Below are 19,941 nucleotides of genomic sequence, written 5' to 3' on the forward strand. Positions count from 1 at the left end.
CATCATTGTTGAGCCATAACCGGGTCCGCCTGCTTCGCCTCATCCCGCTCAGGACGACGAGGAATGAACGACACGACCCAGGAAACCAGCGAAGTAAGTGACCGGAAAATTAATTTCACCGACGACGGGGCGAATTCTGCAAGGTGACGATAGCCACGGAACCCCAGCTTCAGAATATCCAGCAGGCTTTCCAGAGGTTTATCTTCCGGGAAGCTGTCCTGCCAGAGAGCCCACGTATCCGCGCGGGCAAACGTACACTGCACAAAATCGATATGTTGCTTTTTGGTCAACGGCATCAGCTGCAAACCGACTTCATTGCCCGCCACGCGCACAACCTGCGTCGGGAAGACATACTCCTGCTGACCGCGCTTAAGCAGCAGGTTAACTTTCTGGCCTTCCAGCACCTTCGCCTGGCCGTTGATTTTGATCCCTAGGCCACCGTCAGAGAAGTCGTGCACGGTACAGGAGAAGAGATGGCCATCTTCACGGGCGATCGCCGCAGGCATGCAGATTTCAACGCGATGCGCACGACGAACCTGCTTGCTCTCCACCGACACCGCCACCGCGCCGCCGAGGATAATCAGGTTGTAGAAGACCCAGGCCATACTCACAAAGACGGTCAGGATTTCGTTTTCCGGGCCGTAGAAGTAACGCCAGATACCGGCGATGACGCCAACGATATTCAGCAATACCAGGAAGATATACGGACGGGAGATCACCCAGTCGACGTACTCCTCTTCCACCAGGCCGCCCTTGGCGGTGACGTTAAATTTCCCTTTGTGCGGGTTAATCAGCGCCACCATCGTCGGCGGTGCGATATACCAGGCCAGCACCGTTTCGTAGATTTCACTCCAGAAGGAATGGCGGTATTTACCCTGTATCTTCGAGTTAGTCAGGCTCGCGTGGATCATGTGCGGCAGAACAAACAGCGCAATCATCAGCGCCGGGGCGTAAATGATATAAGCGTGAAGGAGCAGGAACGCCAGCGGCGCGGTCAGGAAGATCAGCCGCGGAATACCGGATAAGAAGTGGAACATGGCGTTGACGTAGCAGAGACGTTGCGCCAGCTTGAGCCCTTTCCCAATCAGTGGGTTATCGAGACGGAAGATCTGCACCATGCCGCGCGCCCAGCGAATACGCTGACCAATGTGCGCCGACAGTGACTCCGTTGCCAGACCGGCAGCCTGCGGAATACGCATATACGCCGAGGTATAGCCACGACGGTGCAGGCGCAAAGAGGTATGCGCATCTTCAGTGACCGTTTCGACGGCGATACCGCCAATTTCATCCAGCGGCTTACGGCGGATAACCGCACAGGAGCCGCAGAAGAAGGTGGCATCCCACATGTCGTTTCCGTCCTGCACCAGGCCATAGAATAGCGTGCCTTCGTTCGGGGTTTTGCGGAAGCGGCCAAGGTTACGTTCAAACGGATCCGGCGAGAAGAAGTGGTGCGGCGTCTGCATCATCGCCAGCTCTTTCTCCTTCAGGAACCAGCCCATGGTCATCTGCAGGAACGAGCGTGTCGGCACGTGGTCACAGTCAAAGATCGAGACAAACTCCCCTGTGGCATACTTCAACGCGTTGTTGATGTTCCCGGCTTTCGCATGCTCGTGAGTCGGACGAGCGATGTACTCGACGCCGACCTCCTCTGCGAACTGGCGGAAAGCCGGACGGTTGCCGTCATCCAGGATCCAGACCTTGAGCTTGTCTTTCGGCCAGTCGATGCCCAGCGCGGCATAAATGGTGTTTTTCACCACGCTCAGATCTTCGTTATAGGTCGGTACAAAGAGATCAACAGACGGCCACTGCGCGGTGTCTTTAGGCAGCGGAACCGGCTGGCGGTTGAGCGGCCAAATGACCTGGAAATAGCCCAGCACCAGCACGATCCAGGCGTAGGTTTCGGCAAACAGCAGCACCAGGCCGCACACCAGGCTGACCGGGTCGTCCCAGTTCAGGGTTGAGGTATAACGCCACCAGATGTAGCGACAGGAGACGGTCAACGACAGCACAATCAGCATCAGCGCCGAGAAGCGGCCCGGAATACGGCGGACCAGCAGCGCCACGCCCCACAGCAGGATCAGGAAGGTGAACTGCGCCAGAGGGTTGAAAGGTTGCGTAATACAGACCAGCGCCAGAATGAGCGAGAACACGACGATCACGCCGAGGATAAAACGCCGCAGGCCCGGGTGGAGATGCCCGAGCTCTTTGTGGTTATCCAGATGGCTGGTCTTATCGCTTACGCTGTTGGGCAGTCTGTCCAGCCACTGGTGGTAGCGTTCACGTAACTGCTGCACGCGGGAGAAGCTGCGCCAGTGCGGCGTTATTTTCTCTGAGCGGGATGACGTGACCACCAGCCAGATGGCCTGAATGAGATAGCGCGCCGGATCCAAAGGACGCGGCCGATTGGGATTAATATGCGGATATAGCTCACTGTGCCGGGCACGTATGCGCTGCCAGCGCGGGTGTTCGAGTGGAATAAACATCCAGGCCAGAATCATCCAAAAACAGCCGAGCGCGGCGCTAAATGCCGAAGCACCGTGCCGGCGGAAATGCCGGTAATGTTCGCTCAAACGCGAACTGACCGGTGGGATGAGTAACCAGCTGGCGAGACGACTCATACAGAACTCCCTGCATGCTCCGCCCTGTTGGCGAAGTTCAGCAGACACCAGTTAGCCAGCGTCAGGATCTCTTCTGCCGCCAGTGAATCGCTGCGGTATTCGCCGAGCGGTTGCTTAGACGCTAGGCATTCCGCCATCCCCTCATCACGATGGATGACAATGGGAAGCAGACGGCGCTGGCTTTGCAGCCAGACCTGATACAGATCGTCCTGGATCTGGCTGCCAATGCGCAAATCGTTAATCAGAAGATGAGCGTTCTGAGGCAGCCCCTGCTGATGCAGGCGGATATGGCAGTTCGCATCGACGTTGACGATGGAAAGTATATGATCGCACTGAGCGATAAGCTGTCGGGTCAGCGTGCCGGCGCCGTGCGGCAGATCCAGCAGGATCCACTTGTAGTGCCCCTTTTCTTTCAGGGTTTGCAGCGCCAGCGTGAACTGCGAAAACAGGCGCTGATACGCGGCTTCATTCTCGCGTTCCGTGGTGGTTAGTTGCCCAAACGGCAGCAGATCGAGCTGGGAGGTATAGCGCATCCCCGCATCCTGCCAGTCTTTATCATCAAGCAGCGCGCGGGCCCAGCCCTCTTCACGAGAAAAGTCGACGTTAAACGACATACGCAACAAATTATCGGCGCAGGCGTCAATAACCAGCACCGATTCACCTAAAAGCTGTAATGACCACGCCAGCGCCGCGGTAACTGATGTGGTACCCACACCGCCACGGACACCCTGTAATCCGAGTATGGCCATCAATGGCTCCCTTATTGTTGATGGGCGAATTCAGCTAATAACGGCCAGCGTTTAATAGCCGCGGCCAACTGTTCCCGCTGGGAAATATCGGTGTAATCTATTTCAGGTAAAGAAAAGGCCTGCGTCAGCGCCAGAAAATCGTTTTGGAATGTGTAACCCAGAGTCGAGTCGACTGGGGTTCCAGGTTCGTTATTATCCATTCTTTTTCCATCCCTTTAAGGAAAATCGCACGCTAAAGAAGTTGCGGGGCTTCCTGCCCTGACAAATTTCATTTACATGCTAAATCTGATGTTCTTTAATTTCAATGTTAGGTTTATTTCTACGCTTTCGCTAGTAAACTGAGATACAGATAAATTAGACGAAAAGAGGGACACCGTGGACTCCATATTTTCTATTGGCATCCAGTCATTATGGGACGAATTGAGCCACATGCCAGTCGGAGGAGTCTGGTGGATTAATACGGACCGTAATGAAGATGCTATCAGTCTGGTAAACCAGACAATTGCTGCTCAGGATAAGGATTCCCGCGTGGCCGTCATTAGCATGGGCGAAGATCCGAAGAAAATTATTACGCTTGAAAGTGGTCGCGGCCCCCAGACGGTGCGATTATTTTCCATGACATCGGAAGCCGATAGTCTATACTTTTTGTCCCGCGACGTTCAGTGCTCTATTGATCCGGATCACTATTTTGTGATTCTGAAATGCGCAAATAACGTCCTGCAAAATATGCCCGCTGAAAAACTGCTGCCCTGGCTGGAAAAAATCAATAAATGGGCAAAATTTCAAAATTGCACGCTATTGATAGTCAATCCCGGCAGTAATAATGACAAGCTGTTCTCACTTTTAATGGGCGAATATCGCTCCCTGTTCGGTCTGGCAAGCATTCGTGACCAGGCAGGCAGCTATCTCTACGATATTGCATTCTGGTGTAATGAAAAAGGCGTGAGTGCCAGGCAACAGCTTACGCTGAAACATATTGAGGGCGAGTGGCACCTGGCGCAGCAGGAAGAAACCGTGGTGCAGCCGCGCAGTGATGAAAAACGCATCCTGAGCCATATCGCGGTTTTAGAGGGGGCACCCGCCCTGTCGGAAAACTGGACATTGTTTGATTCTAACGAAGCCCTTTTCCATGAAGCCCGCACAACCCAGGCGGCAACCCTTATTTTCTCGCTGATGCAGAATAACCAGATTGAGACGCTGGCACGACAAATCCACACCTTACGCCGCCAGCGCGGCAGTGCGTTGAAAATCATCGTGCGCGAAAATAATACCAGCCTGCGCGCCACCGATGAGCGCCTGCTTCTCGGCTGCGGCGCCAATATGGTTATTCCATGGAATGCGCCGTTGTCACGCTGCCTGACGCTTATCGAAAGCGTTCAGGGCCAGCAGTTTAGCCGCCACGTACCGGAAGATATTTCCACGCTGCTCTCCATGACGCAGCCGATGAAGCTGCGTGGGTACCAAAAATGGGATACCTTCTGCGACGCCGTGGGCAACATGATGAACAACACGCTTCTTCCTGCTGACGGAAAAGGGGTCATGGTTGCTCTGCGTCCCGTGCCGGGTATTCGCGTTGAACAGGCTCTCACCTTATGTCGCCCGAACCGTACAGGGGACATCATGACCATTGGCGACAATCGCCTGGTGCTGTTTTTGTCCTTCTGCCGGGTAAACGATCTCGATACGGCGCTTAACCACATCTTCCCTCTGCCTACAGGGGATATTTTCTCGAACCGTATGATTTGGTTCGAAGATAATACGATTAGCGCGGAGCTGGTGCAGATGCGTGCGCTCCAGCCTGAACAATGGGTTAAGCCGCTCGCTATCAAGAGCGATGCCAAACCGATCCTCAATGCCAGGCATGATGGACACGTCTGGCGTCGGGTTCCGGAACCCCTTCGCTTATTAACAGACAACGCGGAGAACGCATCATCATGAACATCAGCGATATCATTCAACTGGTTATATTCTGTGCGCTGATCTTTTTCCCGCTTGGCTACTATGCGCGCCATTCCATCCGCCGTATCCGTGATACGGCCAGAGTGCTGTTTATTAAACCTCGCTATGTAAAACCAGCCGGAACACTGACACGGGCATCACACGTCAAGGCAGACCGAAAACATGACTAATTCTACCTATACCGCTTCGTCACCCTCGCCGCTCTGGCAATACTGGCGCGGCCTTTCCGGCTGGAACTTCTACTTTCTGGTGAAGTTTGGCCTGCTGTGGGCAGGCTATCTGAATTTCCATCCCCTTCTCAACCTCGTGTTTATGGCCTTCCTGCTGATGCCACTGCCGAATATCAGGTTACATCGCTTGCGCCACTGGGTCGCTATACCTGTCGGCTTTGCGCTGTTCTGGCATGATACCTGGCTACCGGGGCCGGACAGCATTATGAGCCAGGGGTCGCAGGTGGCGGGCTTTAGCGCCAGCTATGTCCTCGATCTGACCGAGCGCTTTATTAACTGGCAGATGATTGGCGCGGTATTTGTGCTGCTGGTTGCCTGGCTGTTCCTGTCACAGTGGATCCGCGTCACGGTGTTTGTCGTCGCGATTATGATCTGGCTTAACGTGCTGACGCTGGCTGGGCCGAACTTTTCCCTGTGGCCTGCCGGTCAACCGACCACCACGGTGACCACCACAGGGGGAAGCGCGGCGGCAACCGTCACAACGGCAGGCGATACGCCTGTGGTGGGCGATATCCCAACCCAGACCGCACCGCCGACCTCTACCAACCTGAACGCCTGGCTCTCCAGTTTCTATACCGCGGAAGACAAGCGACAGACTAAATTCCCGGACGCGCTGCCTGCGGATGCTCAGCCGTTTGAACTGCTGGTGATCAACATCTGTTCTCTCTCCTGGGCCGACGTGGACGCCGCCGGTTTGATGTCTCATCCGCTGTGGTCACACTTCGATATTCAGTTTAAAGATTTCAACTCTGCCACCTCGTACAGCGGCCCGGCGGCGATCCGCCTGCTGCGTGCAAGCTGCGGTCAGACATCGCATAAAAACCTGTATCAACCCGCCGGCAACCAGTGTTATCTGTTCGATAACCTCGCTAAGCTGGGCTTTACGCAGCACCTGATGCTAGGGCATAACGGCCAGTTCGGTAACTTCCTGAAAGAGGTGCGCGAACAGGGCGGCATGCAGGCACCGCTGATGGATCAAACCGGTCTTCCTGTCTCTCTGCTGGGCTTCGACGGCTCGCCCGTTTATGACGATACTGCCGTCCTGCAGCGCTGGCTGCAGACCATCGAAAAAGACAGTAATCCGCGCAGCGCGACGTTCTTTAATACCCTGCCGCTCCACGACGGTAACCATTTCCCGGGCGTGAGCAAAACGGCTGATTATAAAGTGCGTGCGCAGAAGTTCTTTGACGAGCTGGACGCGTTCTTCACGGAGCTGGAAAAATCGGGCCGTAAAGTGATGGTGGTTGTGGTGCCTGAGCACGGTGGAGCGCTGAAAGGTGACAGAATGCAGGTCTCGGGTCTGCGTGATATCCCAAGCCCGTCCATCACCAATGTGCCTGCCGGCATCAAATTCTTTGGGATGAAGGCACCGCATCAGGGCGCACCGATTGAGATTACACAGCCAACCAGCTATCTGGCGATCTCAGAGCTGGTTGCCCGCGCCGTTGACGGGAAGCTGTTTGTGGAGGATAGCGTGAACTGGGATCAGCTCACCAGCAACCTGCCGCAAACGGCAGAAGTCTCAGAAAACGCTAACGCGGTCGTCATTCAATATCAAAACAAACCTTACGTTCGCCTGAACGGCGGGGATTGGGTACCGTATCCGCAGTAACACGGTATGACGTCCCTCTCCCCATCGGGGAGAGGGATAATGTCGACATTATTGCTGGGCGATCCACACCAGCATTTTCAGACTTGCCGAATAGTAGTCGTCTTTAGAGGTGATTTCGGGTTCACCGGAAGACTGCCCCATCGTGAAATCACGTACGGCCAGCAGGCCGCCTTCCATCATGTAGGGCGCATATTCATTGGTCGCGACGTTAACCCAGGCGGGCGTTTGTTCCCGGGGGAACTGACCGAACCAGGCCTTCCACGGCGTCAGCAGCGGGCTTTGCTTATCAGACCAGGCAACGTACAGCGGAACACGAATCGCGTCATAGCTCATTCGCGGTGGCCAGCCTTTTGCAGGAACCAGCTTGCCACCTGGTGCCAGTGAAACCCAGTCAGTGGGTAGATTCGCTTTACCCGAACCCATTTTACCCAGCAGGCGTTTCCCGTCCTTAATCAAATCGCGCCAGACCGGCAAATGACTGCGTCTGGAGAAGGCCTGCCAGGCCGGAAACACGAAATAGGAAGGATTAAGGACCACTTCACCCTCAAGCTTAAACCCCTGGACGCCGGGCAGCATCACGCGGTAACCGGCATAGCGGATCACGCTGTGGTCAATCAGTGCTTTGGTAATTGCATCCGATGCAGCGCTGTAGCGCTTGTCATGCCAGCGGGCGTCGGCTTTCAGCAACGCCCAGGAAATCAGCACGTCGCCATCTGCAGCGTTGTTTTTGTCGGCGACCGGGTTGGACTCTGCGGGGTTATAGCGCCAGTAAAACAGACCATTTTCTTTGTTCTTTAGCTGACTGTCTGTCCATTGCCAGAGCTTATCGAACGTGGCTTTATCGTCGTTGGCCACCGCCATCAGCATGGCAAAACCCTGACCTTCCGTATGCGACACGCCGCCATTACCGGTATCAACAATACGGCCTTCCGGTTTGAAAAAGCGGGCCTTGTAACTCTCCCAGGCCCGATCCGCATGAGAGAGAGGCGAAAACAGCACACTCATCATGACGGCCAGCGTTGCGCAGACGGGTTTTCGCATAATTAACTCGATCCGGTTATTCGGCACTTCGCAGTGAAATCTCACCGCCCATCCAGGGTTTGATCACGCCATCCTGCTCCAGAAGCAGCGCGCCCTGTGCATCAATACCGCGGGAAGTTCCGTAGATCTCTTTATCACCAATCAGCAATTTCACCGGGCGGTTGATGAAGTTATCCAGCTTTTCCCAACGAGACAGGAACGATGCCAGCCCTTCCTGCTCAAAAAGCGTGAGTGAACTGCGCAACTCTTTAATCATACGCACGGCAAGGGTGTTGCGATCGATGACGATCCCCGCCTCCTGGAGGTTAGTCCAGGCCTGATTCACCACATCATTTTGTACATTGCGCATTACCATGTTGAGGCCTGCGCCGATGACGATTTGCGCCGCATCGCCCGTTTTTCCCGTCAGTTCGACCAGAATACCGGCAAGTTTACGATCGTTGAGGTAGAGGTCATTAGGCCATTTAACGCGTACTTTATCCGCCCCCAGATCGTGCAGCACTTCCGCCATGACGATGCCGATGACCAGACTCAGACCAATGGCAGCGGCCGGGCCCTGCTCGAGTCGCCAGTACATGGACAGATAGAGGTTAGCGCCAAATGGCGAAAACCATTTGCGACCGCGACGGCCGCGACCGGCCTGTTGATATTCAGCAACGCAGGCATCGCCGGATTTCAGCTCAGGCAGACGATCCAGAAGATACTGGTTCGTCGAATCAATCACCGGCAGCACCGCAACATTGCCGTGTCCGATCTGGCTGCGGATCGCTTCTTCATTCAGCAATTGAATCGGCTCCGGCAGGCTGTAGCCTTTTCCGGGAACCGTGAACACATCAACACCCCAGTCGCGAAGCGTCTGGATATGTTTATTGATAGCAGCACGGCTCATGCCAAGCTGCTCACCCAGCTGCTCGCCAGAATGAAACTCACCGTCAGCAAGGATGCTAATCAGGGTTAAGGGAACGGTATTGTCCTTCACGCGATAGCCTCCACGGCATTAACTTCACCTGTGCAGCCAATGAAGCGAACTTCTGGCTCCAGCCAGACGTTAAATTTTTCGCCCACACGCTGACGAACATAATGAGCCAGCTGTACAACATCATCGCTGGTCGCATCGCGTTGATTAATCAGCACCAGAGCCTGCTGCTGGTGAACGGCAGCACCGCCTACTGAAGTGCCTTTTAGCTGGCATTGATCGATAAGCCATCCTGCGGCAAGCTTCACGCTGCCATCCGCCTGAGGGTAATGTGGCGCGGCTGGCCATCCTTCAAGAAAGACTTTTGCATTTTCGCTGCTGATAACCGGGTTTTTGAAGAAGCTTCCTGCGTTTCCGTTTACTTTTGGATCGGGAAGTTTGGTCATCCGCATATGGCAAACGGAATCAAAAACGTCGCGGGCGGTTACGGTAGCCGGATCGAGACGCGTTAAATCTCCGTAGGTCAACACGGGCTGCCAGTTCTTCAACAGGCGCAGGCCCACGGCGACAATCACGTAGCGATCCTGATATTCATGTTTGAAGATACTGTCACGATAGCCAAACCGGCACTGTTCCGCCGTTAAACGCTTTGCCGTTCCGGTCGCCAGTTCGATGCAGTCGACATATTCACAGACATGTTTCAGTTCGATGCCGTAGGCACCGATGTTTTGAATAGGTGACGATCCGGCGCAGCCTGGAATAAGCGCAAGGTTTTCCAGGCCCGGCATCCCTTTTTCGAGGGTGAATTGCACCAGATGATGCCAGTTTTCACCGGCCCCCACGTGCAGGTGCCAGCTGTCGGCACGCTCTTCCACATCAATTCCCATGATGCGGTTAACGATCACCGTTCCCGCAAAATCATCGAGAAACAGGACATTACTTCCTTCGCCCAGAATCAGTACGGGTTCGTTATTTTCAGTTGCGCTTTGCCATGCATCCAGCATTTGCTGTGCAGTATCGGCACGTACAATTTGTTTAGCATTGCGTTGAATGCCAAAGGTATTCCAGGGCTTAAGGGAGTGGTTCATAGACGCTATCCTGATGCAAAAACGCAGGTAGTTTACCGTATAAGCAGGGCGTTGGGGGATTAGTTTGTGCAGCGTATAAACGCAAAAAGGCCATCCTTGCGGATGGCCTTTCTACTTATTTGATGCCTGGCAGTTCCCTACTCTCACATGGGGAGACCCCACACTACCATCGGCGCTACGGCGTTTCACTTCTGAGTTCGGCATGGGGTCAGGTGGGACCACCGCGCTAAAGCCGCCAGGCAAATTCTGTTTAATCTGTATCAGGCTGAAAATCGTCTCTGTCTCATCCGCCGAAACAGCTTCGGCGTTGTAAGGTTAAGCCTCACGGTTCATTAGTATCGGTTAGCTCAACGCATCGCTGCGCTTACACACCCGACCTATCAACGTCGTAGTCTTCAACGTTCCTTCAGGACCCTTAAAGGGTCAGGGAGAACTCATCTCGGGGCAAGTTTCGTGCTTAGATGCTTTCAGCACTTATCTTTTCCGCATTTAGCTACCGGGCAGTGCCATTGGCATGACAACCCGAACACCAGTGATGCGTCCACTCCGGTCCTCTCGTACTAGGAGCAGCCCCCCTCAATTCTCCAGCGCCCACGGCAGATAGGGACCGAACTGTCTCACGACGTTCTAAACCCAGCTCGCGTACCACTTTAAATGGCGAACAGCCATACCCTTGGGACCTACTTCAGCCCCAGGATGTGATGAGCCGACATCGAGGTGCCAAACACCGCCGTCGATATGAACTCTTGGGCGGTATCAGCCTGTTATCCCCGGAGTACCTTTTATCCGTTGAGCGATGGCCCTTCCATTCAGAACCACCGGATCACTATGACCTGCTTTCGCACCTGCTCGAGCCGTCACTCTCGCAGTCAAGCTAGCTTATGCCATTGCACTAACCTCCTGATGTCCGACCAGGATTAGCTAACCTTCGTGCTCCTCCGTTACTCTTTGGGAGGAGACCGCCCCAGTCAAACTACCCACCAGACACTGTCCGCAACCCGGATCACGGGTCTACGTTAGAACACCAGCCATTAAAGGGTGGTATTTCAAGGTCGGCTCCACGCAGACTGGCGTCCACGCTTCAAAGCCTCCCACCTATCCTACACATCAAGGACCAGTGTTCAGTGTCAAGCTATAGTAAAGGTTCACGGGGTCTTTCCGTCTTGCCGCGGGTACACTGCATCTTCACAGCGAGTTCAATTTCACTGAGTCTCGGGTGGAGACAGCCTGGCCATCATTACGCCATTCGTGCAGGTCGGAACTTACCCGACAAGGAATTTCGCTACCTTAGGACCGTTATAGTTACGGCCGCCGTTTACCGGGGCTTCGATCAAGAGCTTCGCGTTGCCGCTAACCCCATCAATTAACCTTCCGGCACCGGGCAGGCGTCACACCGTATACGTCCACTTTCGTGTTTGCACAGTGCTGTGTTTTTAATAAACAGTTGCAGCCAGCTGGTATCTTCGACTGATTTCAGCTCCACCCGCAGGGGCTTCACCTACATATCAGCGTGCCTTCTCCCGAAGTTACGGCACCATTTTGCCTAGTTCCTTCACCCGAGTTCTCTCAAGCGCCTTGGTATTCTCTACCTGACCACCTGTGTCGGTTTGGGGTACGATTTCGCGTTACCTGATGCTTAGAGGCTTTTCCTGGAAGCAGGGCATTTGTTACTTCAGCACCGTAGTGCCTCGTCATCACACCTCAGCGTTAATAAGGTACCGGATTTACCTGGAACCTCCGCCTACATGCTTAAACCGGGACAACCGTCGCCCGGCTAACATAGCCTTCTCCGTCCCCCCTTCGCAGTAACACCAAGTACAGGAATATTAACCTGTTTCCCATCGACTACGCCTTTCGGCCTCGCCTTAGGGGTCGACTCACCCTGCCCCGATTAACGTTGGACAGGAACCCTTGGTCTTCCGGCGAGCGGGCTTTTCACCCGCTTTATCGTTACTTATGTCAGCATTCGCACTTCTGATACCTCCAGCATGCCTCACAGCACACCTTCAACGGCTTACAGAACGCTCCCCTACCCAACAACACCTAAGTGTCGCTGCCGCAGCTTCGGTGCATGGTTTAGCCCCGTTACATCTTCCGCGCAGGCCGACTCGACCAGTGAGCTATTACGCTTTCTTTAAATGATGGCTGCTTCTAAGCCAACATCCTGGCTGTCTGTGCCTTCCCACATCGTTTCCCACTTAACCATGACTTTGGGACCTTAGCTGGCGGTCTGGGTTGTTTCCCTCTTCACGACGGACGTTAGCACCCGCCGTGTGTCTCCCGTGATAACATTCTTCGGTATTCGTAGTTTGCATCGGGTTGGTAAGCCGGGATGGCCCCCTAGCCGAAACAGTGCTCTACCCCCGAAGATGAGTTCACGAGGCGCTACCTAAATAGCTTTCGGGGAGAACCAGCTATCTCCCGGTTTGATTGGCCTTTCACCCCCAGCCACAAGTCATCCGCTAATTTTTCAACATTAGTCGGTTCGGTCCTCCAGTTAGTGTTACCCAACCTTCAACCTGCCCATGGCTAGATCACCGGGTTTCGGGTCTATACCCTGCAACTTAACGCCCAGTTAAGACTCGGTTTCCCTTCGGCTCCCCTATACGGTTAACCTTGCTACAGAATATAAGTCGCTGACCCATTATACAAAAGGTACGCAGTCACACCACAAGGGTGCTCCCACTGCTTGTACGTACACGGTTTCAGGTTCTTTTTCACTCCCCTCGCCGGGGTTCTTTTCGCCTTTCCCTCACGGTACTGGTTCACTATCGGTCAGTCAGGAGTATTTAGCCTTGGAGGATGGTCCCCCCATATTCAGACAGGATACCACGTGTCCCGCCCTACTCTTCGAGTTCACAGCCTGTGTGCTTTCGTGTACGGGGCTGTCACCCTGTATCGCCGGACTTTCCAGACCGTTCCACTAACACACAAGCTGATTCAGACTCTGGGCTGCTCCCCGTTCGCTCGCCGCTACTGGGGGAATCTCGGTTGATTTCTTTTCCTCGGGGTACTTAGATGTTTCAGTTCCCCCGGTTCGCCTCGTTAACCTATGTATTCAGTTAACGATAGTGTGACGGATCACACTGGGTTTCCCCATTCGGACATCGCCGGGTCAAAGGTTCATATCACCTCGCCGGCGCTTTTCGCAGATTAGCACGTCCTTCATCGCCTCTGACTGCCAGGGCATCCACCGTGTACGCTTAGTCGCTTAACCTCACAACCCGAAGATGTTTCACTTCTGATTGCGAAAATTTGAGAGACTCGAACACACCAATTAAGATGTGTCGTTTCAATTTTCAGCTTGATCCAGATTTTTAAAGAGCAAAACTTCGCAGTGCACCTTTTCAGGTTCACTCTGAAGTTTTCTTGTGTTCGCAGTAAAAGATGGTGGAGCTATGCGGGATCGAACCGCAGACCTCCTGCGTGCAAAGCAGGCGCTCTCCCAGCTGAGCTATAGCCCCATCGTTTATAATCTCTGTACCGCTCATCCTTTAAAAGGAGTTTGGTAGGCCTGAGTGGACTTGAACCACCGACCTCACCCTTATCAGGGGTGCGCTCTAACCACCTGAGCTACAAGCCTGCAGAGATTTTTACTGCCGTTTTTCATCAGACAATCTGTGTGAGCACTGCAAAGGCAGGTTCTTTAAGGTAAGGAGGTGATCCAACCGCAGGTTCCCCTACGGTTACCTTGTTACGACTTCACCCCAGTCATGAATCACAAAGTGGTAAGCGCCCTCCCGAAGGTTAAGCTACCTACTTCTTTTGCAACCCACTCCCATGGTGTGACGGGCGGTGTGTACAAGGCCCGGGAACGTATTCACCGTAGCATTCTGATCTACGATTACTAGCGATTCCGACTTCATGGAGTCGAGTTGCAGACTCCAATCCGGACTACGACGCACTTTATGAGGTCCGCTTGCTCTCGCGAGGTCGCTTCTCTTTGTATGCGCCATTGTAGCACGTGTGTAGCCCTACTCGTAAGGGCCATGATGACTTGACGTCATCCCCACCTTCCTCCAGTTTATCACTGGCAGTCTCCTTTGAGTTCCCGGCCTAACCGCTGGCAACAAAGGATAAGGGTTGCGCTCGTTGCGGGACTTAACCCAACATTTCACAACACGAGCTGACGACAGCCATGCAGCACCTGTCTCAGAGTTCCCGAAGGCACCAATCCATCTCTGGAAAGTTCTCTGGATGTCAAGAGTAGGTAAGGTTCTTCGCGTTGCATCGAATTAAACCACATGCTCCACCGCTTGTGCGGGCCCCCGTCAATTCATTTGAGTTTTAACCTTGCGGCCGTACTCCCCAGGCGGTCGACTTAACGCGTTAGCTCCGGAAGCCACGCCTCAAGGGCACAACCTCCAAGTCGACATCGTTTACGGCGTGGACTACCAGGGTATCTAATCCTGTTTGCTCCCCACGCTTTCGCACCTGAGCGTCAGTCTTTGTCCAGGGGGCCGCCTTCGCCACCGGTATTCCTCCAGATCTCTACGCATTTCACCGCTACACCTGGAATTCTACCCCCCTCTACAAGACTCTAGCCTGCCAGTTTCGAATGCAGTTCCCAGGTTGAGCCCGGGGATTTCACATCCGACTTGACAGACCGCCTGCGTGCGCTTTACGCCCAGTAATTCCGATTAACGCTTGCACCCTCCGTATTACCGCGGCTGCTGGCACGGAGTTAGCCGGTGCTTCTTCTGCGGGTAACGTCAATCGACAAGGTTATTAACCTTGTCGCCTTCCTCCCCGCTGAAAGTACTTTACAACCCGAAGGCCTTCTTCATACACGCGGCATGGCTGCATCAGGCTTGCGCCCATTGTGCAATATTCCCCACTGCTGCCTCCCGTAGGAGTCTGGACCGTGTCTCAGTTCCAGTGTGGCTGGTCATCCTCTCAGACCAGCTAGGGATCGTCGCCTAGGTGAGCCGTTACCCCACCTACTAGCTAATCCCATCTGGGCACATCTGATGGCAAGAGGCCCGAAGGTCCCCCTCTTTGGTCTTGCGACGTTATGCGGTATTAGCTACCGTTTCCAGTAGTTATCCCCCTCCATCAGGCAGTTTCCCAGACATTACTCACCCGTCCGCCGCTCGCCGGCAAAGTAGCAAGCTACTTTCCGCTGCCGCTCGACTTGCATGTGTTAGGCCTGCCGCCAGCGTTCAATCTGAGCCATGATCAAACTCTTCAATTTAAGTTTGATGCTCGTGAATTAAACTTCGTAATGAATTACGTATGTTCACTCAGAGACTTGGTATTCATTTTTCGTCTTGCGACGTTAAGAATCCATGTCACTTTGAGTGCCCACACAGATTGTCTGATAAATTGTTAAAGAGCAGTGCCGCTTCGCTTTTCGCAGCGGCGCGGGGTGTGCATATTACGCTTTCCCGCTTCAGAGTCAAGTGATTAATTTCGCTTTTCTCTGCTGACCCGGCGGCGTGTGTGCCGTTGTTCCGTGTCAGTGGAGGCGCATTATAGGGAGTTATTCCGACGTGACAAGCATAAAATACAAAAAACTTTTCGTTCGCTCACTTTTCAAACTTAACGCTTATTTATGTCGCGAATCGCCCGTTAAATGTGCGATTTCCCGCGCAAAACTGGCCACCTGCGACCAGTCGGTATAAACCACTTCTTTACGCGTATCGGTTTCACCCCCCGTCATCTTCATAATGAGGCGGATCATAAAGCGGTCATACCAGCGGTAGCGAGGGTAGCGCAGCGCGCCGGCAAAGACGGCGCACAGGTCTGGCTGCCACGGCGAGCTGAGTAAAAACTTGCGCGTGTAGCTGTTGGTCTGCGGCGTACGCTTCTCGGCTTTACGTGCGACCAGGTTGACCGAGTAAAACGCACCAGGCAATTTGTTGAGCACCGCCGTGTGCTTTTTCACAAAGCGATCCAGCGCCGGATGGAAATGCCCGTAACGAATTGACGCGCCAATTACCACGCGATCGTACTCCTGCCAGGCAATCTGCTCCGCACGGTTCAGGTTCACCACATCAGAGTAAATACCCAGCTCTTTTAATTCCGACGCCAGACAGGCGGCAATCTCACGCGTTTGTCCGTCTCGCGTAGAGAAAAGAATCAATGTTTTCATCAACGGCTCCTTACTCGCGCCAGAATGTAGGGGTGAACAGCACCAACAGCGTAAAGACCTCAAGACGACCAAACAGCATATTGGCGATGAGGATCCATTTCGCGACCGGGTTCATGCTGGCAAAGTTATCCGCCACAACGCCCAGGCCGGGCCCGAGGTTATTCAATGTCGCTACGACGGACGCAAAGGCGGAGAAATCATCCACCCCCGTCGCGATAATCGCCAGCATACTGACGATAAAGACCAGCGCATACGCCGAGAAGAATCCCCACACCGCTTCGAGGATACGTTCCGGCAGCGCGCGGTTCCCGAGTTTGATGCTGTAAACCGCGTTCGGGTGGACTAGGCGCTTCAGCTCACGGTTCCCCTGCTTAAACAGCAGCAGAATACGAATTACCTTCAGGCCGCCGCCCGTAGAACCCGCACAGCCCCCGATAAATGCCGAGCATAAAAGCAGCACCGGCAGGAACAGCGGCCAGCGCGCGATGCTGTCCGTGGTAAACCCGGCGGTCGTCGCCATCGATACCACCTGGAAGAACGCCTGATTTAGCGTGGTCAGCGCGGAGTTGTAAACATCATGGAACCACAGCACCAGGGTACAGATGATCACCAGCGTAAGCTGGACGCCAATGAACATGCGGAACTCAGGGTCACGCCAGTACACTTTCAGGCTGCGCCCGCTCAGTAAAGAGAAGTGCAGGCCATAGTTACAGCCTGAAATCAGCAGGAAAATGGCAATAATAGTGTTAATCGTAGGGCTGTCGAAGTAGCCGACGCTGGCGTCGTGAGTGGAGAATCCACCGATCGCGATCGTCGCAAAGCTGTGTCCGATGGCGTCGAAAGCGGGCATCCCGGCAAACCATAGCGCCAGCGCACAGGCCACCGTCAGTAAGACATAGATAAGCCAGAGGGTTTTCGCCGTCTCGGCAATACGCGGGCGCATCTTGTTATCTTTCAGCGGCCCGGGCATTTCGGCGCGATAAAGCTGCATGCCGCCAACGCCCAGAATAGGAAGAATAGCCACTGCCAGGACGATGATCCCCATCCCCCCGAACCACTGCAGCATCTGACGATAAAAGAGAATGGCGTGCGGGAGGGAATCCAGCCCCACCAGCGTCGTCGCCCCGGTGGTTGTTAAACCGGAGAACGATTCAAAAAAGGCATCCGTGATGCTCAGGTTAGGCTGTTCAGAGAAGATGAAGGGCAGCGAACCGACGCTCCCCAGCACCGTCCAGAACAGGACCACAATCAGAAATCCTTCGCGAGATTTCAGCTCACCTTTCTGACGACGGTTTGGCCACCACAGCAGCGAGCCGATCGCCAGCGCGACAAAGAAGGTCTGGGTAAATGCCCGCCCCGCGCCGTCCCGGTAGATAAGCGCCACCAGTCCTGGGAGAATCATCGTCCCGGAAAAGAGTATGACCAGCAGTCCAACGATTCGGGTTATGGCACGAAAATGCATCTCTGCCGCTTCCTTTGGTATTCAAAAAAGTGAGGTGGGGATTATTCTTCAATCGGCAGCAATTGCAACGAACCACGACTAAAATCAGCCAGTTTTGCTGAAAAAGCAGCCAGCTCCGCCTGAGGAAGCGCCACGCGTAATTGCACCATTGCCTGGTAATCACTGTGCGCAATCACGCCGTTAAACTGTTTGAGCAGCGTTTCAATGCCCGATAGCTGAGCGTAATCGCACAACAAAGTATATTCAGTGAGCGGCGTTTTGCGGATAGTTGTGAGCATATTCAGTGCCTGCTGAACTCCGCCGCCATACGCTTTTACCAGCCCACCCGTGCCCAACAGGATGCCGCCGTAGTAGCGCACCACCACGGCGGTAATTTCACCCACGCCGCTGCCCATCAGCTGCGAAAGCATGGGTTTACCGGCCGTGCCCGCCGGTTCACCGTCGTCGGAAAACCCCAGCTGTTGTGAATCGTCCGGCGGCCCTGCCACCCACGCCACGCAGTGATGACGCGCGTCAGGATGCTCAGCCCGAACGGATTCGACAAACGCCTTTGCCGCCTCTACGCCGTCGGTATGCGCCAGCAGCGTAATAAAGCGGCTTTTCTTGATTTCCTCAACAAAGGTGACCGGTTCAGCCGGTATCAGCCAGCTTTCCATCAGGCCAGCTTCAGGTCTCGCGTCATGTTCTCAATACCGTTTTCGTGAACCACAACGTTATCTTCGATGCGAATACCGCCAAACGGCTTCAGCGCGTCAATTTTTTCCCAGTTGAAGTGTTTGCTGAACTGGCCTTCACGCCACGGCGCCAGCAGGGATTCGATAAAGTAGATCCCCGGTTCAATCGTCAACACCATACGCGGCTCCAGAATACGGGTGCAGCGCAGGTAAGGATATTTAGACGGTGCCGCCAGGTGCGTCCCGGTGTCATCCTGCATAAAGCCCGCAACGTCGTGAACCTGCAGGCCTAGCGGGTGGCCGATACCGTGCGGCATGAATGGCCCAGTCAGATCGTTCTCGACCATCGCCTCTTCGCTCATGTCTTTCACAATCTGATGTTTACGCAGCAGTTTTGCGATACGCTGATGGAACTGGATGTGGTAATCCACATAGCTGGTTCCCGCCTTCATGGTGCCAATCAGCGCCAGCTGTTCATCGTTTACGTCTTTAATCAGCTGCGCGAAATCGGTATCCGCATTCGCCGCCCAGGTACGGGTCAGGTCGGCCGCGTAACCGTTGTACTCGGCGCCTGCGTCAAGCAGGAAGCTGCGCATCTCCGACGGTACGTGGTGATCCAGCTTGGTGTAGTGAAGCACGGACGCGTGCTCATTCAGCGCGACGATATTGCTGTACGGCACGTCGGTATCACGGTGGCCTGTCGCGGTCAGATAGGCCTGATTGATGTCGAACTCGCTCATCCCCGACTGGAACGCTTCGTGCGCGGCACGGTGGCCATTCACCGCCGTTTTTTGCGCTTCACGCATGCAGTAAAGTTCGTAGTCGGTTTTATACGCGCGGTAATAGTGCAGGTAATCCAGCACGCCTTTCGGATTGAGTTTGTCTGCCGGAATATCCAGACCCAGCGCGCGCTCCGGAACAGGGCCAATATAGGCGATGTTGCCCCGCGCGGCAGGCAGCTGGCTGCCAATGCCGTCCGCTTTCGGCAGTGCAATCACATCAATCTCTTCCGTCCAGAAAGAGGTCGGCAGCGGTTCTACGTTGTGCCAGTAATCGACCGGCAGGTAGAACCACAGTTTCGGCTTGTTCACGCCATCCACCAGCAGCCAGCAATTTGGAACCTGAGTCACCGGCACCCAGGCTTTAAACTGCGGGTTCACCTTAAACGGATAAGCGTGGTCATCCAGAAAGGTATTCATCAGCTCGCCGGAGTGGATCAGCAGCGCATCCAGCTTAAAGCGGGCCAGTACATCGCGGGTACGTTCCTGTAGGGTAACGATATGATTTTTATAAAGCGAAGCCAGTGAGTCCATCATTCTTCCTTTCGTTTTTTTGACCTCAAGTCATCGCATCTTAGCACACCTCACTCCGGCTGCGTGATTTCCACCGACCGTGATCAATGCAGCATTTTCTTAATGAGTAATTTGCATTTTATTAACATAAATCCCACACTCCGACTCATCTGGTATGACCAGATCCAATTGCTGGATTCAGGAGA

The 19,941-nt window shown here is 54.3% G+C and carries 13 protein-coding genes, 2 tRNA genes and 3 rRNA genes; 3 read left to right on the forward strand and 15 right to left on the reverse strand.

Going from position 1 to position 19,941, the window contains the following annotated elements; all coding sequences use genetic code 11:
- Nucleotides 1-2: 2 nt before the first annotated feature.
- From bcsA to bcsR, 3 genes are read right to left on the reverse strand one after another with little or no spacing between them, the layout of a single operon-like run.
- Nucleotides 3-2,618, reverse strand: a complete 2,616-nt coding sequence (bcsA, locus tag NWV12_RS20880) for a UDP-forming cellulose synthase catalytic subunit (protein ID WP_029740462.1) — start codon at nucleotides 2,616-2,618, stop codon at nucleotides 3-5.
- Complete coding sequence (gene bcsQ / locus NWV12_RS20885) at nucleotides 2,615-3,367, reverse strand: cellulose biosynthesis protein BcsQ (RefSeq protein ID WP_023333774.1); 753 nt, start codon at nucleotides 3,365-3,367, stop codon at nucleotides 2,615-2,617. The genes bcsA and bcsQ overlap by 4 nt, the downstream gene beginning before the upstream one ends.
- Nucleotides 3,368-3,378: 11 nt before the next feature.
- Nucleotides 3,379-3,567: a cellulose biosynthesis protein BcsR gene (gene bcsR / locus NWV12_RS20890; protein ID WP_008503237.1), complete on the reverse strand. Its 189-nt coding sequence runs from the start codon at nucleotides 3,565-3,567 to the stop codon at nucleotides 3,379-3,381.
- Nucleotides 3,568-3,742: 175 nt separating this feature from the next.
- On the opposite strand from bcsR, the gene bcsE reads away from it, so the two are divergent.
- The 3 genes from bcsE to bcsG are packed head-to-tail and all read left to right on the forward strand — an operon-like array spanning nucleotide 3,743 to nucleotide 7,168.
- Nucleotides 3,743-5,305 (forward strand): cellulose biosynthesis c-di-GMP-binding protein BcsE, encoded by a 1,563-nt coding sequence (bcsE, locus tag NWV12_RS20895; protein ID WP_033146877.1) that lies wholly within the window; start codon nucleotides 3,743-3,745, stop codon nucleotides 5,303-5,305.
- A complete protein-coding gene (bcsF, locus tag NWV12_RS20900) occupies nucleotides 5,299-5,496 on the forward strand; it encodes a cellulose biosynthesis protein BcsF (RefSeq protein WP_024908822.1) in 198 nt (65 codons plus the stop codon). The genes bcsE and bcsF overlap by 7 nt, the downstream gene beginning before the upstream one ends.
- Nucleotides 5,489-7,168, forward strand: a complete 1,680-nt coding sequence (bcsG, locus tag NWV12_RS20905; RefSeq protein WP_033146878.1) for a cellulose biosynthesis protein BcsG — start codon at nucleotides 5,489-5,491, stop codon at nucleotides 7,166-7,168. The genes bcsF and bcsG overlap by 8 nt, the downstream gene beginning before the upstream one ends.
- Before the next feature lie 48 nt (nucleotides 7,169-7,216).
- Here the strand turns inward: bcsG and NWV12_RS20910 are convergent, their stop codons facing one another.
- From NWV12_RS20910 to pepQ, 12 genes are all read right to left on the reverse strand, one after another.
- The gene (locus tag NWV12_RS20910; protein WP_048981466.1) at nucleotides 7,217-8,209 is read right to left on the reverse strand and encodes a glycosyl hydrolase family 8; all 993 of its coding nucleotides are present in this window, start codon (nucleotides 8,207-8,209) and stop codon (nucleotides 7,217-7,219) included.
- A gap of 16 nt (nucleotides 8,210-8,225) precedes the next feature.
- Nucleotides 8,226-9,188, reverse strand: a complete 963-nt coding sequence (gene birA, locus NWV12_RS20915; protein ID WP_033146880.1) for a bifunctional biotin--[acetyl-CoA-carboxylase] ligase/biotin operon repressor BirA — start codon at nucleotides 9,186-9,188, stop codon at nucleotides 8,226-8,228.
- The gene (murB, locus tag NWV12_RS20920) at nucleotides 9,185-10,213 is read right to left on the reverse strand and encodes a UDP-N-acetylmuramate dehydrogenase (RefSeq protein WP_048981467.1); all 1,029 of its coding nucleotides are present in this window, start codon (nucleotides 10,211-10,213) and stop codon (nucleotides 9,185-9,187) included. The genes birA and murB overlap by 4 nt, the downstream gene beginning before the upstream one ends.
- A gap of 124 nt (nucleotides 10,214-10,337) precedes the next feature.
- Nucleotides 10,338-10,453, reverse strand: a 5S ribosomal RNA gene (gene rrf / locus NWV12_RS20925).
- Nucleotides 10,454-10,524: 71 nt separating this feature from the next.
- Nucleotides 10,525-13,430: ribosomal RNA gene (locus tag NWV12_RS20930) — 23S ribosomal RNA — on the reverse strand.
- 171 nt (nucleotides 13,431-13,601) lie between these two features.
- Nucleotides 13,602-13,677 (reverse strand) — tRNA-Ala (locus tag NWV12_RS20935).
- A 42-nt stretch (nucleotides 13,678-13,719) separates the two neighbouring features.
- Nucleotides 13,720-13,796 (reverse strand) — tRNA-Ile (locus NWV12_RS20940).
- Between the two features lie 69 nt (nucleotides 13,797-13,865).
- Nucleotides 13,866-15,407: ribosomal RNA gene (locus tag NWV12_RS20945) — 16S ribosomal RNA — on the reverse strand.
- Together the 16S, 23S and 5S rRNA genes with 2 tRNA genes alongside form the textbook arrangement of a ribosomal RNA operon.
- A 354-nt stretch (nucleotides 15,408-15,761) precedes the next feature.
- Nucleotides 15,762-16,307 carry a menaquinone-dependent protoporphyrinogen IX dehydrogenase gene (gene hemG / locus NWV12_RS20950; protein ID WP_048980580.1) on the reverse strand — a complete coding sequence of 182 codons (546 nt, stop codon included), beginning with the start codon at nucleotides 16,305-16,307 and terminating at the stop codon, nucleotides 15,762-15,764.
- Between the two features lie 10 nt (nucleotides 16,308-16,317).
- Nucleotides 16,318-17,769 (reverse strand): Trk system potassium transporter TrkH, encoded by a 1,452-nt coding sequence (trkH, locus tag NWV12_RS20955; RefSeq protein WP_023309600.1) that lies wholly within the window; start codon nucleotides 17,767-17,769, stop codon nucleotides 16,318-16,320.
- 41 nt (nucleotides 17,770-17,810) lie between these two features.
- A complete protein-coding gene (locus NWV12_RS20960) occupies nucleotides 17,811-18,425 on the reverse strand; it encodes an IMPACT family protein (protein ID WP_029739673.1) in 615 nt (204 codons plus the stop codon).
- Nucleotides 18,425-19,756: a Xaa-Pro dipeptidase gene (gene pepQ / locus NWV12_RS20965; RefSeq protein WP_033146884.1), complete on the reverse strand. Its 1,332-nt coding sequence runs from the start codon at nucleotides 19,754-19,756 to the stop codon at nucleotides 18,425-18,427. The genes NWV12_RS20960 and pepQ overlap by 1 nt, the downstream gene beginning before the upstream one ends.
- Nucleotides 19,757-19,941: the final 185 nt, after the last annotated feature.

Origin of the sequence: Enterobacter sp. Crenshaw (assembly GCF_024734705.1) — a bacterium.
GTDB classification, from domain to species: Bacteria; Pseudomonadota; Gammaproteobacteria; order Enterobacterales; family Enterobacteriaceae; genus Enterobacter; species Enterobacter asburiae_B.